General features: G+C 61.6%; 17 protein-coding genes. 4 read left to right on the top strand and 13 right to left on the bottom strand.

Features of this window, described 5'->3' with window-relative positions:
• Positions 1-96: 96 nt before the first annotated feature.
• The 3 genes from G0D83_RS10495 (at position 97) to G0D83_RS10485 (ending at position 3468) form a co-directional block, all read left to right on the top strand.
• On the top strand, positions 97-2451 hold the full coding sequence (locus tag G0D83_RS10495; protein ID WP_089851968.1) for a cation-translocating P-type ATPase: 2355 nt from the start codon (positions 97-99) through the stop codon (positions 2449-2451).
• A 34-nt stretch (positions 2452-2485) separates the two neighbouring features.
• Entirely contained in the window at positions 2486-2773 is a 288-nt protein-coding gene (locus tag G0D83_RS10490) for a zf-TFIIB domain-containing protein (protein ID WP_009503851.1), read from the top strand.
• Between the two features lie 182 nt (positions 2774-2955).
• Entirely contained in the window at positions 2956-3468 is a 513-nt protein-coding gene (locus tag G0D83_RS10485) for a L,D-transpeptidase family protein (RefSeq protein WP_164193065.1), read from the top strand.
• A 219-nt stretch (positions 3469-3687) separates the two neighbouring features.
• On the opposite strand, the gene G0D83_RS10480 is transcribed toward G0D83_RS10485, so the two are convergent.
• The 13 genes from G0D83_RS10480 to G0D83_RS10425 are packed head-to-tail and all read right to left on the bottom strand — an operon-like array spanning position 3688 to position 14300.
• The gene (locus tag G0D83_RS10480; RefSeq protein ID WP_066010418.1) at positions 3688-4689 is read right to left on the bottom strand and encodes a cytochrome c oxidase assembly protein; all 1002 of its coding nucleotides are present in this window, start codon (positions 4687-4689) and stop codon (positions 3688-3690) included.
• Positions 4686-6623 carry a penicillin acylase family protein gene (locus G0D83_RS10475; protein WP_164193062.1) on the bottom strand — a complete coding sequence of 646 codons (1938 nt, stop codon included), beginning with the start codon at positions 6621-6623 and terminating at the stop codon, positions 4686-4688. The genes G0D83_RS10480 and G0D83_RS10475 overlap by 4 nt, the downstream gene beginning before the upstream one ends.
• 24 nt (positions 6624-6647) lie before the next feature.
• On the bottom strand, positions 6648-6815 hold the full coding sequence (locus G0D83_RS31880) for a hypothetical protein (protein ID WP_009503847.1): 168 nt from the start codon (positions 6813-6815) through the stop codon (positions 6648-6650).
• A complete protein-coding gene (gene lnt, locus G0D83_RS10470; protein WP_089851970.1) occupies positions 6806-8419 on the bottom strand; it encodes an apolipoprotein N-acyltransferase in 1614 nt (537 codons plus the stop codon). The genes G0D83_RS31880 and lnt overlap by 10 nt, the downstream gene beginning before the upstream one ends.
• Positions 8386-8844, bottom strand: coding sequence for a signal peptidase II (gene lspA, locus G0D83_RS10465; protein WP_164193059.1), 459 nt, complete (start codon positions 8842-8844; stop codon positions 8386-8388). The genes lnt and lspA overlap by 34 nt, the downstream gene beginning before the upstream one ends.
• 28 nt (positions 8845-8872) lie before the next feature.
• Positions 8873-9655, bottom strand: coding sequence for a ZIP family metal transporter (locus G0D83_RS10460; RefSeq protein WP_013959873.1), 783 nt, complete (start codon positions 9653-9655; stop codon positions 8873-8875).
• A gap of 12 nt (positions 9656-9667) precedes the next feature.
• Positions 9668-10123, bottom strand: coding sequence for a DUF411 domain-containing protein (locus tag G0D83_RS10455; RefSeq protein WP_164193056.1), 456 nt, complete (start codon positions 10121-10123; stop codon positions 9668-9670).
• A gap of 3 nt (positions 10124-10126) precedes the next feature.
• Positions 10127-11500 (bottom strand): M23 family metallopeptidase, encoded by a 1374-nt coding sequence (locus G0D83_RS10450; RefSeq protein WP_164193054.1) that lies wholly within the window; start codon positions 11498-11500, stop codon positions 10127-10129.
• A complete protein-coding gene (locus tag G0D83_RS10445) occupies positions 11497-12123 on the bottom strand; it encodes an SCO family protein (RefSeq protein ID WP_164193050.1) in 627 nt (208 codons plus the stop codon). The genes G0D83_RS10450 and G0D83_RS10445 overlap by 4 nt, the downstream gene beginning before the upstream one ends.
• Positions 12123-12590 (bottom strand): copper chaperone PCu(A)C, encoded by a 468-nt coding sequence (locus G0D83_RS10440; protein WP_009503840.1) that lies wholly within the window; start codon positions 12588-12590, stop codon positions 12123-12125. The genes G0D83_RS10445 and G0D83_RS10440 overlap by 1 nt, the downstream gene beginning before the upstream one ends.
• Before the next feature lie 23 nt (positions 12591-12613).
• A complete protein-coding gene (locus G0D83_RS10435) occupies positions 12614-13273 on the bottom strand; it encodes a thioredoxin domain-containing protein (RefSeq protein ID WP_164193046.1) in 660 nt (219 codons plus the stop codon).
• Entirely contained in the window at positions 13270-13692 is a 423-nt protein-coding gene (locus G0D83_RS10430) for a disulfide bond formation protein B (RefSeq protein WP_094037491.1), read from the bottom strand. Before G0D83_RS10430 ends, G0D83_RS10435 begins: the two co-directional genes overlap by 4 nt.
• A gap of 5 nt (positions 13693-13697) precedes the next feature.
• Positions 13698-14300, bottom strand: a complete 603-nt coding sequence (locus tag G0D83_RS10425) for an SCO family protein (protein WP_235958034.1) — start codon at positions 14298-14300, stop codon at positions 13698-13700.
• A gap of 171 nt (positions 14301-14471) precedes the next feature.
• On the opposite strand from G0D83_RS10425, the gene G0D83_RS10420 reads away from it, so the two are divergent.
• Positions 14472-14900 carry a helix-turn-helix domain-containing protein gene (locus G0D83_RS10420; protein WP_037954972.1) on the top strand — a complete coding sequence of 143 codons (429 nt, stop codon included), beginning with the start codon at positions 14472-14474 and terminating at the stop codon, positions 14898-14900.
• Positions 14901-14993: the final 93 nt, after the last annotated feature.

The raw sequence follows: 14993 nt of genomic DNA, 5'->3' as shown, positions 1-14993 counted from the left end.
TAAAACAAACTGAAATACCACCGTATTCTGCTCTTGAAGCTCTAGCTACTGTAGGGGCTATGTCATGGTAAAGCACCCGAATCCAGAGGTCCATTCATGCCGTCCGACACCCATCGTCACGACCACGATCACGCCGAAGATGCCCAGACAAGCGGCGGCAGCTGCTGCGGGAGCGCCGGAACGTGCGGCGACATCGTTCCGACGACGCCCGCGCCAGCGGGCGGGCGCAGTTTTCAGGTGTCCGGCCTCGATTGCGCCGAGGAGGTAGCAATCCTGAACAAGGTGGTCGGCCCGAAGATCGGCGGGGCCGAGCATCTCGCGTTCGACATCATCAATGGACGGATGACTATTCTCGACAGCGCCAAGAGTGTATCGGACGGCGAAGTTGCAGAGCTGGTCGCAAGCACCGGCATGACCGCCAAGCCCTGGGATGCCGAAAACGCGTCGGTCGACCAGGCGGCCCATCTTGCACGCCAGCGGCTGTTTACGGCGCTCAGTGGCGGCTTCTGGGCCGCGGGATTTCTGTGGCACATCATCGAGACCGGCATGGGGGGGGCACTCGGCCTCTTCGCAGGGCACGGCGAAGCGCCGATGCCACTGGTCGAGGCAGGGCTATTCGCGGTTGCGATCCTGTTCGGTGTTTGGCTCGTGGCGCCCAAGGCATGGTCGTCCGCACGGCGGCTGTCGCCCGACATGAACCTGCTCATGGTAGTCGCAGTCGCGGGTGCAATTGGCCTCGGCGAATTTTTCGAGGCGGCGACGGTTGCGTTCTTCTTCTCGCTCTCGCTTTTCCTCGAAAGCTGGAGCGTCGGGCGTGCGAGGAATGCGGTTTCAGCTCTGCTGGACCTGGCGCCGCCGACGGCAAGAATTCTTTATGATGACGGTTCGGAAGCGGACGTACCGGCTTCCGCGGTTGCTATCAACGCACGTTTCGTCGTGCGCGGCGGAGACCGCATCCCATTGGATGGTGAGGTTGTCGATGGGGCAGGGGCCGTCGATCAGGCGCCAATCACCGGAGAGAGTGCGCTGGTCCCAAAGGAACGGGGCGACGATGTCTATGCCGGTACGATCAACGGCGAAGGCACACTGACGGTGCGCGCCACGAAGGCCGCCTCGGACACCGTGTTGGCCAAGATTATCCGCATGGTCGGCGACGCCCATGCCCGCCGCGCGCCGGTGGAGCAGTGGGTGGCGAAATTTGCCCGCATCTACACGCCTATCGTCATGGCTCTCGCCATCGCAATTGCCCTGTTGCCGCCGCTCATTTTCGGTGGGGCCTGGGATTATTGGTTCTACAATGCACTCGTGCTGCTGGTGATCGCCTGCCCGTGTGCTCTGGTCATCTCGACACCGGTCTCCATCGTCGCTGCACTCACCGCCTCTGCGCGGGCGGGGGTGCTGATCAAGGGCGGTGCATATGTTGAGGCACCGGGCAAGACCACTGCATTGGCCATGGACAAGACCGGCACGATCACCATGGGCGAGCCCGAGGTGGCGGCGGTGCATCCGCTGGGCAAAGCATCGGCGCAAGATCTGATGACCCTCGCCGCTGGGCTGGAGGCACGTTCCTCGCATCCCTTGGCGCGTGCCATTCTCGCGCGGGCAGAAGCCGACGGCATCAATGTGTCCGCCGCGGAAGACACCCGAACCGTTCCCGGTAGGGGACTTGAAGGACGCACAGACGGCCGGTCGATCTGGCTAGGGTCCGACCGGTTTGCCGAGGAGAAGGGTTTCGGCGACGCCATTCCGAAGGATCTGCGCGACCGCATCGAAGGGGCTGGCAGCACCCTTGTTGCCGTGGGCGACGACACCGGCGTGACCGGCATCCTGGAATTGCGCGACCGTATCCGCCCCGACGCCAAGGGCATCGTGGCACAGCTCCACGCGCAAGGCGTGAAGACCATCGTCATGTTGACGGGCGACAACGAGCGGACAGCGCGCGCCGTTGCAGCCGAGGTCGGCATCGACGAGGTCCGTGCCGAGCTTTTGCCCGAAGACAAGGTGACAGCCATCGAAGAACTGGTCGAAACGCATGACATGGTGGCCATGATCGGCGACGGGGTGAACGACGCCCCCGCCATGGCGCGCGCGCATTACGCCATCGCGATGGGCGCTGTTGGTTCGGACGCGGCAATCGAGACGGCGGATATTGCCCTGATGACCGACGACCTCGGCAAGGTGCCTTGGCTGATCGGTCATTCGCGCCGGACAATGTCGATTATCCATCAGAACATCGGTATTTCCTTGGCGACCAAGGGCGTTTTCGTTGTCGCTACCGCGTTCGGACTGGCATCGATGTGGGGCGCTATTGCAGCCGACGTAGGAGTGTCATTGCTGGTGGTGGCCAACGCCCTGCGCCTGCTTAACAGCCAAGAGGCCAAGGCGCCGCCGTCCGGCGGTGAACAGGTTGGCGAAGGCTTGGCCAAAGGGGCGCTGGCACATGGTCATTGAACTGGGAGAACCCGGAAAGGAGCCGAGACGAGACATGAGCGTGAAGGGCAGGATGATGTGTCCGGTTTGCGAGGTGCCCTTGAGCATGACCGACCGCCAGGGGATCGAGATCGACTTCTGTCCCGATTGCCGGGGTGTCTGGCTCGACCGGGGCGAACTGGACAAGATCATCGAGCGTTCGGCACCCGATGTGGCGCCTCAGCGGGTGCCTGAGCCGCGCGGCTACGACGATGATCGCGGCTACCGGCGCGGAAAGCACGGCGGCGGCGACGGCAAGCACGGCTATCGGCGCAAATCCTGGCTTCACGAGTTGTTCGATTAAGGCTTGCCGTGGCCTCCCTGCCGGTCGCCCTCAAGGCGCTGCGGTAGGCCCTCAAGGCATTCAGCGGTGAGCAGGTTGGTCCAGAGATCGCAAAGGCCGCGCTTGCCCACGGACATTGATCACGCAGCATTTGCAAGGTAACGTAATGTCCATATCAGACCTCACGAAAGAGGCATCGAGCAGTGAAAACCATCCGATTTCCGCGCCGCGCCGTCCTGTTGGGCGGGTTGGCAGCGTTTTTGTCTGGCTGTGCCAGCAAGTTCCGCAGCTATGGCGGACCCGAGGTGACCCGTGTTCGGCTTTACAAGGGGCAGCGTTTGCTTGTTCTGGACGGAGCCGATCGCGTATCGCAAACCTATCCGGTCGGGCTGGGTTTCGCTCCTGAGGGTCACAAGCAATTCGAGGGAGACGGCCGGACCCCTGAGGGCGCTTACGTAGTCGATAAGCGCAACCCCGACAGTACGTATCATCTTTCGGTTGGCATCTCCTATCCGAATGAGGCCGACATAGCCTTCGCTGAAGCGCAGGGCCTTTCCCCCGGCGGCGACATCTTCATCCATGGTGGTCCACGCCCAGGGATCGACCCAACGGATGTCCGCGACTGGACAGCTGGCTGCATCGCGGTCACAGATCGGCAGATCGAGGACATCTATGCAATGGTGAAAGACGGAACACCGATCGACATCTACGCCTGATGGGAGGAGATGATCTTCCGTCAGATCAGGAAAATCGTCGGTACAGGGCCACGTTGATCACTTCGATGGCGATCACGGCTAAAGTGACGCTCGCCGCCGGGGGCCAGCGCAAGCACCCGGTACGCGCAAGGACACTACAATATGTGTCCAGCCGTGGCAGTGGCGAAACAGGCTGGCCCTAGCGGAGAAGAATGCGTCTGGTCTCATGTCGAATTCAATCTATCCGAGGGCATAGACGATGGTCACGACGGTAATCATGACAACCATGAACATGGAGAATGCGCCAAGGGCGAGCGTACGGCCCATGTCCCGGTTCGGCTTCTCTACTTTCAGACGCAGTTCCTCCGCGGTTTCCGGAAACTCGAGCGCCGCCGCATTCGATTGGCGCATCAGGTCGTAGCGGGACGTCCAGCGCCGTTCCTCCGCCGCGTTCCAGCCGTTCAGCACCAGAATGATTGCCGCGATGAGAACCATCGACGACGGGACCCAGATTACGTAGCCACCGATTGTCTCGTCAGCCAGGGCGCGAAGTCGACCACCGCTCGCTGCGATGATTTCTGATCCATAGAGGGGCACCTCCTTGAGCGTTGTCAGGGAGCCCAGAAAGATGTTGGAAACGATCACCACGAACCCTGACATCAGCCGAGCGCCGCGCCGCGCTCCTTCAGGCGGATCACGCAGATCGAACAGCATAGCAAAGTACCAAAGCCCAGCAAGCACCATAGACAGATGTGCCAGCGCTTCCATCGCCGCAATACGTTGTGTAAGGGCGTAGATCATCGGGATCTGCCAGACGAAAAGCGCACCAATCAACAAGGAGGTGGCAGATGCAGGAAACGCCAAGAATCGCGGGATACGCGCACGCCCAATCGCGGCAAGGCGTCGGCGCCATTCCCTTTTCAATCCGGCTTGAAGGCCAAGCCAGGGCTGAGAAACCGCGATAAGAAGCGGTCCTACCAGTCGCAGAAGAAGATGCTCGACCTGATGTACCGAAAACAGACTGTGCCCCAATGGCGCGAGCGGCCCATTCGTCGCGACGAGGACGGCCGCGAGGCCGACAAAGAAGGCGGTTCGACGCCAACCAGAAACCCTTCCGAGACAGCGAGCGTGTATTTTGAGCCCACGCAAAAACAGCCATACTGTAAGACCGACAACAATGAGCGACACCGGTGACAGCACATAGCCGAAAGGGTCGTAAAGAAAGAAGAAGTTTGTGATCATTCGCTCTGGCCCTCGCTCATCCGAGGGTTGTCGGAGGTAGCCGGTGTGAGCCGCGAGATCCCGGAAGCGCCGCCACGGGCCAGTGACAGATCGGTCGACATGGCGAGGTATTCGCCTTGTATCCACGAGGGAAAGAGATTGTCGTAGAATCGAGATAGCGGATGTCCCGACTGTCCGGCGGGCGTGATGTAGTATGATCCCGCTGCTTCCGATATCGACATGACCGCCTGAAAATTGCTTCCGGCACTCACAAGGAATGGACGGTCTTCTTCAACACCAAATGATGTCAAGAATTGCGTAAACGGATCGCCTGAAATCGGCGCTTGAAGGGACAGCAGGTCGGTCAGCAACCCACGTGAACTGATCGGCGACCACTGCATGTCCAATCTATGCTCCTCCCCCCAGGTCCACGTCGAGGGATCGCGCCCATATCGATCGACCAGCCAGCCAAGGGCATCAACCAGGGCCACGCGAACCTGCTCCTCGCATGTCTCGCGAGGTGAGGATAGGCGGATGTCGCACCAGATTGCGCTACCGCGACGATCGCTGAGTACCGCATAAAGAAAGTTCGGGTTCGGACGGGTCCAGAGTTGCTGCGCTGCCGGAAATTCGTCTTTCAAAATGCGCTGCTGCAAAGCCCGGAGCCAAGTCCAGAACAGCAGAGGTTCCGGTGAATAGCGATCCATGTCGCCATTCCACGACGCAAGCCTGTCCAGTAGTTCACGACGAAGGTCGTTCGCATCGGTGCCTTCGATGCTGTCTCTGGACTGCACGAACCAAAGCTCCTTCGCCATCAGGGGCAGCAGGGTTCGCGCCACGGTACTTACGGTGTCCCTTTGAACACCGATGGCGCCTTCAGTCGAGAAGATCGATTGCCGCGCTTCAAGCTCCGCCAGTCGAATGTCGCGAAATGACAACGCTCGTACGGCTTCCTCTTTTGGCCATCGGGCAACGGTCTCTCGGTCAATGGCCAATGCCTCCATGCCTTTCGGCAACATGTCTGCGGCAACTCCGATGGCATCGGTCGCGTCGGCCGAACGCGTGAACAGCTCCAGCATCGTCAGGAAACCTGCCGCCTGCACGGGTGACGGCCCCCTTGGTGCCTCCTCGTCTGGCACGGGAAATGACCGGAAGGCCCAGGCGACGCGCGTATTGCGACCGACAATAACGAAAGGTACGCCCGGCATCGTGGCCCCTATGGCCGGCCCTGTCGAAAACTGAAGATCGGCGAGATACCATTCCGAGGGCAGCGACAGGGAACCGCTGATATCGGCGGCGAGAATTGGTGTCCCGGCAGCGGTTCGGTCACCGTCTATCGCCCATGCATCGAGGCGCTGCTGCGGATCAGTCGCAAATAGTTCGAGCACTTTTGGTCGATCCGACGGTATAATTGCACTTGATAAGCTCGGCGTTCCTTTCCGTGCGCTTTCCGGTCGCAGGCCATTCAGAAAAGACCGGGCAATCCTCAGGCTATCGCCAGGTGTCCAGGCATCGATCGACCGTTCGTCTGCGATCAACAGTTCCGGCGAGCCTCTGCCGCGCCCTCCCGCCGACACCAGCTCGAGCCACGCATTGACGCCGGCGGCATAGGATTCGAGCGCGTCTGAGACCGCTGGCGCAACGGACAATGTCTCATCGGATGGCCAAGAAGCTTCGGCCATTCGCCTTGCCCTTAACAGCTGACCGAGTCGGTCTTGCGCATGAACGAAGCCGATCGCGAAATAGACATCCGCGGCGGAACTCGCGGTAATGTGCGGGATTGCCGAGGCATCTCGCAGAATATCGACCGGTCCACCTAAGCCTGCTACCGAGAAGTCCTCGTTGTAGTCGGGAACGGATGCGCTCAGCAGAAAATAGACCAACCCGGAACCAACCGATGCCGTGATACAGATCGCCAAGAACCCGTACAGTAATATGTTGAAAAGACGTCTCACGTCGGTGCCGTTTCGAAACCCTTCTCATGCAAAGATGCGCAAGAGGACCACCGAAACGAAATAGGTGAGAAGACCGAAGGCGATCGCCGAACTCGCCGCATACTGGAGGATATCCAGCCGGTTTCCTTTTCGGCGTCGCGCCAGATATCCACCCCAGATCGCACCCGCGACAATGCCCGCGATTACCAGCATGACTTTTTCTCCGTTCGTGTTCTCTTGTTGCACCGGTGTGTGCCGACCAGACCTGCAGCCAGTCCCACGGCCCAAGTAGTGAAGATGAGAGCCAGCAGCGCCCAGTCGCCGAAGCGCGCATATAGCGTTGACGGATGAGCAGAGGGCAGAGCCGCATCTATTACACCGGTTTCTCCGTTGCCGAGCCGCGCGACGAGGTCACCGTTCGCGTCGATGACCGCGGAGATGCCCGTATTCGCGGCTCGGATGACAGGAAGGCCTTCCTCTACGGCGCGCATCCGTGCGGAAGCCAGATGCTGCTCGGGTCCGATGCTGGTGCCGAACCAGGCGTCGTTTGTCGCGTTGAAAATCCAGTCCGGCCTGAACAGGTCGTCGACCACATGGCTTGGGAAGATGATCTCATAGCAGATCGCCACGGCGACCAGGGGCACACCCGGAAGCGCAAGCGTTCGCGGGCCCGGTCCGGGCGTAAAATCGCCCAGACCCGCCGTGAGTCGCTCGATGGGCAACCAGCCACGGAATGGCACATATTCGCCGAAGGGTACGAGATGGTGTTTCGCGTATCCGGTCAGGATTCTGCCGGTCTCGCCAAAAGCCTGGACCGTGTTGAAATATCGGGTGCCATCCTCGCTCGGTACACGGTCCGGCACCCCGGTGAGCAGCATGCTGCCGTCTGGTAGCGCTGCGGCAATGCGATCCCGCGCCTCCGTATCCTCATCGAGGAAACCCGGAAAGGCGGTTTCCGGCCAAAGAAGTACGTCGAAATCGCCGGGCTGGGTTGAAAGCTCAACATAGCGCGCGAAGGTCGCCTCGCGGTTCTCGGGCGCCCATTTCTCCTCTTGTGGAATGTTGCCCTGGACGATGCGCAGGTCGACACCGGGTGGCTGTTGTGCATCCGACTGGAGGCGAAGCGTACCGACAGCCCACATCGTCGCGATGCCGGCCAGCGCCATGAGCGAAACGGTCAATCGTTGCCGCCCGGACGTCATGACAGCCGCGCCGGGAAGTGCCGCGACGAACACGCTGAGAAAGCTTAACCCATAGCTTCCGACCCAGGCGGCGGTCTGGCGAAGGGCGGCGTAGTCGGCAAGTGCGTAGCCGGCGAGGTTCCAGGGAAACCCTGTCAGAACGTGACCACGCAACCACTCGGTCGCGGTCCAGGAGGTCGTGAACAGGAGGCAGGCGAGGAGACTACCCAGGGCTCCGCGCCGCGCGATTTCGGCGAAGAGCGCTGCGGCAATGGCTGGGAAAATTGCGAGACCTGCGGACAATCCCGCGACAGCCGGGATCGCCATCGCCCCGAACCGCTCGGCCTCGACGTAGAAACTCTCTGCAATCCACGAAATCCCGAAACCGAACTGGCCAAGACCAAACGCCCAGCCGACGAGGAAAGCACGCCCTAGGGAGAGATCGCAAAGACCGACAAAGAACGCGGAATAGGCAACGGGAACGAGCAGGAGAAGCGAGAAAGGCGGGAAAGTCAGAACGGTCAGCGCCCCGGCGGCGAAACCAAGCGTCATCCGCGAAAGCAAACGGTGGCGCAGAGCGATGCGGTTCAGAATTTTCGGTTTCACGACTTGATCGAACGCCGCGCGCTGATCCATGGCGCGGCGAGCAAGAGCCCCACGCCACTTACAACAAGTATATCGGCCATGTTGAAGGCAGGCCAATGTGTTGTGCCAATGTAGAAATCGAGAAAGTCTGTTACAGCCCGATACCGCACACGATCGATAACATTGCCCAAGGCTCCGCCAATGATCGCGCCATAGGCAAGTGTTTCGACCGCATTTTCGGCGCGAAACAGCATAACCCCCAGCCAAACACAGATGGCAAGAGCGAGAGCGATGAGGCTCCACCACGGAGCGCCGCCCAGCATCCCGAAAGTCACGCCGTAATTACGATAAAAGACGAGGTTGAATCCCGGAAACACGGAAATCCCGGCGCTTAAAGTGACGGCATTCGCAACGACAATGGCTTTGGTGATCTGATCGATCGCGAACGCAGCAAGCGCTGCGAAGACGCCGATCATCGGAGATACCTTGTTTAGTGACATTGCCTCATCCCAACCAGACATCAAGGAACAGCATCAGAACGAGCCCGACTGCGAGACCGAGCGTCGCCCTGTTCTGATGGCCGCTGCGATGGGTTTCGGGGATGATTTCGTGGCTAATGACGTAGAGCATTGCGCCCGCGGCAAAGGCCAGACCCCATGGAAGCAGCGGTTCCGACAGTGTGATGATGCCGGCCCCGAGCAGACCGCCAATCGGCTCGACCATGCCAGTCAGCGCCGCAATGCCCCAGGCGCGCAGCTTCGGATATCCCTCGCCCAGTAGCGACACCGCGACGGCCAATCCTTCGGGCGCGTTCTGCAAGCCGATGCCGATGGCGAGTGGGAGGCCACCTTCCATGCCACCGGAACCGAACCCGACCCCGACCGCGAGACCCTCGGGAAAGTTGTGGATCGTGATCGCGATGATGAACAGCCAGACCCGCCGCAATGACGCCGCTTCGGGCCCTTCGCGTCCCGTCTTGAAATGCTCGTGCGGCAGCTTTTCGTTCATCAGGGCGACAGCCCCCATGCCCAGAAGGATCGAAACGCATACGATGGCCGCAGGCATCGCGCCGTTCTCGAACATCGGCTCTGCGGCATCTAATGCCGGGATGATCAGCGAAAAGAACGAGGCTGACAGCATGACACCGGCAGCGAAGCCGAGCGACAGATCGCGTGTGGCCCGCGACGGGATGCGCCCGAACAGCACGGGAGCTGCTCCGACCGCCGTAAGCGATCCGGCGGCGAGGCTTCCGAGAAAGCCGAGCATGATCGGGGACAGATTTTCCATGGGCGGGCCAGATTATCCTTCGGCGTAGCTCGAAAAGACTTCCGTCGACCCGTCCTCGCGGATGAGGAAGACATCATAGGCCTCGCGGTCATCTTCAGGCCCCATACCGGGCGAGCCATAGGGCATCCCAGGCACGGCGAGACCGACGGCGTCCGGGCGCTCCTCGAGAAGGCGGCGGATGTCAGCGGCCGGGACATGGCCTTCGATCACATAGCCATCAATGAGCGCGGTGTGGCAGGAGACCATGCGCTGCGGCACGCCGTTGTCGAGCTTGAAACGTACCAGCAGCCCGCCGTTCATGTCCTGGCCGGTCGGCGCAAAACCGTTCTCTTCGAGATGGTTCATCCACGAGAGGCAGCAGCCGCATCCGTTCGTCTTGCGCACGTCGATCGCCGTTGCCTCTGCGAGGGCCTGTGCCGCCGGGAACAGGGCGAGCGTGATGGCAAGAGCTTGGGTCATGCGTTTCATGGGTCAGAGCCTTTCGGTTGTCGTTTCGGCAATCTCGCTGCCGAGGTTTTGATTCAGAAGCGCGCGCGCCTCGGCCAGACGCGAGAGCGCGGCCGTATCATCCGCTTCGCTCTCGGCTGCTTCGGCGAGCCGGTCGTCAGAGAGCGGGTCAGTCGGGCGCCCATCCACGAGGACTTCGTAGTGCAGGTTCGGACCTGTCGCCGTGCCGGTCGCGCCGACGCGGCCGATCACATCTCCCGCCGCAACGCGTTGGCCTTGTGCCAGGTCTTCCGGCACGGCGCTCAGATGCGCGTAGCGCGTCATGGTGTCGGAGCCGTGCGAGATTTCGACCACGCGACCATAGCCACCGCGCCAGCCGATGAAGCTAACCCGCCCCGGTGCCGTCGATTGAACTTGTGTCCCACGTGCCGCTGCGAAATCGACGCCGGTGTGCATCCGGACGTTGCCAAAGACCGGATGCGTGCGGCGTCCGAACACCGAGCTGAGGCGCGCACCCTCGACCGGCTGTGCGAAGACGCGCAGCACCTCGCCATCGACGTAGATCGTCGCCTGACCGCTGCCGTCGTCCGGCCATACGATCTCGTAAAGCGAACCGCCGATCTCCAATGCGGCAAAGGCAAGATCGGGTTGTCCGATCCTGTCCTCGCCCACACGCGCCTCACGCCAGAGAAGCCTTAGTGTCTCGCCACCGGCCAACTCGCGGCGGAAATCCACGGTCCCACCCAGCATCTGCGCAAGGTCCACGGAAAAACGGGCGGGTATGCCGGCTTCGTCGAGTGCCGCGAAGATCGAACTGTCGATCACGGCTTCGCCGGCAAGGGTTACGATCTCCGGGTCTGGAGCTAAGACCTGGGTGGACAACTGCTCGCCGAAAAGCACCTCGATCCGAACCCCGTCCTCGACGGCGAGCGAGACGGTGCGGGGGCTGCCGTCCATGGTCGAGACAACAGTGACCGAATGCCCCGGCCGCAGCCGTCGCAGATCGTATTCCGCGCCAAGCGCGAGGGCAACTTCGGCTCTTTCAGGTGCCGCAAGACCGGCTTCGGACAGCAAGAAATCGAGCGTCTCGCCAGGTGCAATGTCGCGCGACCACGTCGATAGCGGTGGCTCGATCGTCCTTACCGGCCTGTCGGCAAATGCGACCTGCAGAAGGGGTAGGGGGCCGAGGTCGGGTGCATCCTCTGCCCATGCCGTCGCGGGCAGCGTCACGAGGATGTCACCGTTTCTAGGGGCTTCAGGACCTTGGGGCATCCAGCTACCTGCCTGGGCAAGTTCCGGCGGCACGGGTTCTTTCGACATGAAATCAGAGATGGCGATAGCCGCTCCCGAAACCGTCCCCGCAATTGCGACACCCGCCGCCAAAGTTCTGAGCCTCATGTCGCCCCCACCATTTCTTCTGCCAGCGCGCGACGGATCTTCGGCACCGCGAATTCTCTGGCTTCGTGATAGTCGATCATGGTGACGAACCGCCCAGAGGCTGCGAACAGGAAGACGCTCGCGGTGTGGTTCATCGTGTAATCGCCGCTCTCCGTCGGCACCCGCTCGTAGGTGGCGCGGAAGCCGTCCGCGACGCGCGCGATCTGCTCTTCCGGTCCCGTCCAGCCACGGATCGCAGGATGGAAGTAGCCGACATATTCGGCCATCGTTTCGACAGTGTCGCGCTCGGGATCGACCGTGATGAAAACCACGTTCATCTCGTCGGCCTCGTCTCCCAGATCGTCGAGCCATCCCGAAATGTCCGAGAGCGTGGTCGGGCAGACATCGGGACAGTAGGTGAAGCCGAAGAACGCCATCGTCGGGCGACCGATCAGGGTTTCTGGCCCGACCGCGTTGCCCTCATGATCCGTCAGACGGAAATCCATCTCGGTCAGGGCCACAGGCCGCTGCCCGACAGGTTCGGGTCCACCGGGTCCATCGACCTGCCACCAACCGACGAAGAGCATCAGGGCGACCGCCCCGACACCAGCCGCGCCGTACCCCAGGATCGCCCGTCGCCGCATCAGTCCTCTGGCCCCCGCGCGGCGATTCCGAGGATCGGCACCTCGACCGTCACTTCGCCTCCGTCGTCGAAAAGCAGGGTCAGCGGAAAGGTGTCCCCTTCCGTCATCGGTTCTTGTAGCCGCATCAGCATTGCGTGCAGGCCCCCCGGTTCGAGCGCGACGCTCTCGCCCGGGGCGATCGCGATCTCCCCCGCCGGGCTCATGGAACTCACACCTTCGGCATTTGTCTTCGTCTCGTGAATTTCGGGCATCATCGCGAGCGGTGTTGTAAGGCCGATCAGCGTCACTGGCTCGTCGCCAGTGTTGCGGATCGTCATGTAAGCGGCCCCGGGACGGTTCATCCCGATGGAGGCGCGGGACCACGCGTTCTCGACGACAACATCCTCGGGTCCGGCCAGCGCGGGCGCTGAGAACCCTCCAAGGGTCAAAAGCGCCGCCAGTGTGCTGGTCAAAATATACTTTTTCATCGTTCTGATCCTGCACTTTCCATTCAGCTTGGCGCGGCAGCGACTTCGGCAGCCACCAGACGACGCAATTCTGCCTCTCCGAATGGATCGAGCGGCTTGCCGTTCACGAAGAATGTGGGCGTCTGGCGAATTCCCACGGTCTCGACATCAGCACGATCCTGGTTCAGGATCGCCACGACATCGGGTGCCAGCATTTGCGTGCGCGCGGCCTCGGCATCGAGTCCGGCCGTGGCGGCGATCTGAAGGATCAGGCCAGGCGCCGGGGCACCGTGCGACGCCCATCTCGGCTGTTCCCGCAGAACGGCCTCAAGCACCGGCACGTAAACGTCCTGCATGCGCGCCGCCTCGAGCACGCGGATCGCTTCCTCGGATGCCGCGCCGTGGAAGGGCGTGTAGCGGATCACGACGCGGACAGCATCCCCATGCTCGGCCATGATGTCCTTCACGATGGGATGAAAGGCGCGACAGGCCTCGCAGGCCGGATCGAAGAATTCGACGATCGTGACGGGCGCTTCCGCAGGCCCGAGGATGGGCGAGTAGGGGCGGATCATCGCGTCCGCGAGTTCCGGCGCAACAGGCTCCGCTCCGGCCACCGGGCCGGGGCGGGTTGCAAACCAGGTGGCTCCGCCGAAACCGGCGACGCCGAGGGCGAGAACGGACAGGATCAGGCCGCGTCGGTTCATGTTCGTGTGTCCTTCAATGAAAGGGCCGACAGCGCCCCGATCAGCGCGAAGGCGGCGAGCGCCATCAGCGGGATCGGGATGCCGAAGACCAGTTGGTTGTCATCGGTGCAAGAGGGGCCGGTGGCCGTGCAGGGCTGGATGCGTTCGGGAACAAGACCGACGTACAGCCCCATGTGCCAGAGGGCGATTGCGCCGCCGCCAAGCGCCAATGCGATGCCGTAGCGCCCCACGCGGCCGTCCCGCCACCAAAGGCCGAGCCCGAGGACAATGGCCAAGGGGAACATGAAGGCGCGCTGGAACCAGCACAGCACACAGGGCGTCTGCCCCAGCACCTCGCCGATGAAAAGCACGGCAAGCGAGGCGACGAGCGCGATGATCCACGCCAGCCCGAGGGCTGTTTCTCCGGACATACGGTTCATTTCGGTCAGATCCTCTTTTCCAGATCGGCGAGGATCTCTTCGGCGGAGGTGCCGTAGGGCCACGAGTCGGCGAAGCCCGCGTCGGGATCGAAGAGGAACAGATGCGACGTGTGGCCCATGGTGTACCCATCCCGCGCTGCGGCCTCTTCGACGCGCTCAAAGACGATTGGAAACGTCTCGGACGTGGCGGCGATCTGTTCCGGCGTGCCCGTCAGCCCGATGATGCCCGAATCGAACAGCGGGACGTATTCGGCGAGTGCTGCGGGCGTGTCTCGTTCAGGGTCGATTGTTATGAAAATCGGCTGGACCTTGGCGGCATCGTCGCCCAGACCCTTCATCACCGCCGCGACCTCAGATAGGGTCATTGGGCAAACGTCGGGGCAGTTGGTAAAGCCGAAAAAAACCAGCATCCAGCGCCCCGCAAAGTCCTCCTCGGTTCGAACCATACCCTGGTGGTCCGTCAGTTCGAACTGAGCGAAAAAAGGCGGCTCGGCGTCAGTTCGGGCGCTATCGGCACGATAATCGGACCATAGCAAAAGCCATAGGAAGGCAAGCGCTGCAACGCCTGCCAAAACCCAAAGAAACTTCTGTGCCGATGTAAGGGACAATCCTGTTCGCCTGTTTTTGATTCTTATTGCATGTGCGGATACATCCTCTAGCCGCTAGAGGTTCAAGCGCGAAATCATGGTATAGCTTCAACTCACGCGTCTGTGAATCCGACACTTGTTTATTTCGACGGCAAAACCTACACAAACTGTATCTTTTTCATGGAGGCGAAAATGCTCACGATCGGTACTCTGTCAAAGAAGACTGGCACAAAAGTGCAGACCATCCGGTACTACGAACAGATCGGACTCATGCCCGAACCTGGCAGGACCGAAGGCGGACAGAGGCGCTACGACAATGCACAGCTCGATCGACTGTCCTTCATCCGCCACTCGCGGCAACTCGGTTTCTCGCTCGATGCGATCCGCGAGCTGCTCGACCTCAGCGACCATCCCAACCGGCCCTGCCACGAGGCCGATGCCATCGCGCGTCGCCAGCTCAAACAGGTGGAGCAGCGCATGGCGCGCCTGAAGGCGCTGCGCACGGAACTGAAACGCATGGTTCACGAATGCAGCGGCGGGCGGACGGGAGATTGCAAGGTGCTTGAGGTGTTGCGGGACCATTCGGAATGCTTGACCGAGCACGAGGAAATCGGGGTCTGAAGGAATTCAGCCAACATTCCGGCTGGAACGCAGATCAGCCGCAGAAGTTAATGTGTTGCACAACACAAGCTGGAACCACAAAATGGCCGCTAG

This window comes from Salipiger sp. PrR003, from assembly GCF_010500785.1.
Lineage (GTDB): Bacteria > Pseudomonadota > Alphaproteobacteria > Rhodobacterales > Rhodobacteraceae > Salipiger > Salipiger pacificus_A.
The sequence above is the reverse complement of the archived record's forward strand: the minus strand, read 5'-3'. Positions and strand labels throughout refer to the sequence as shown.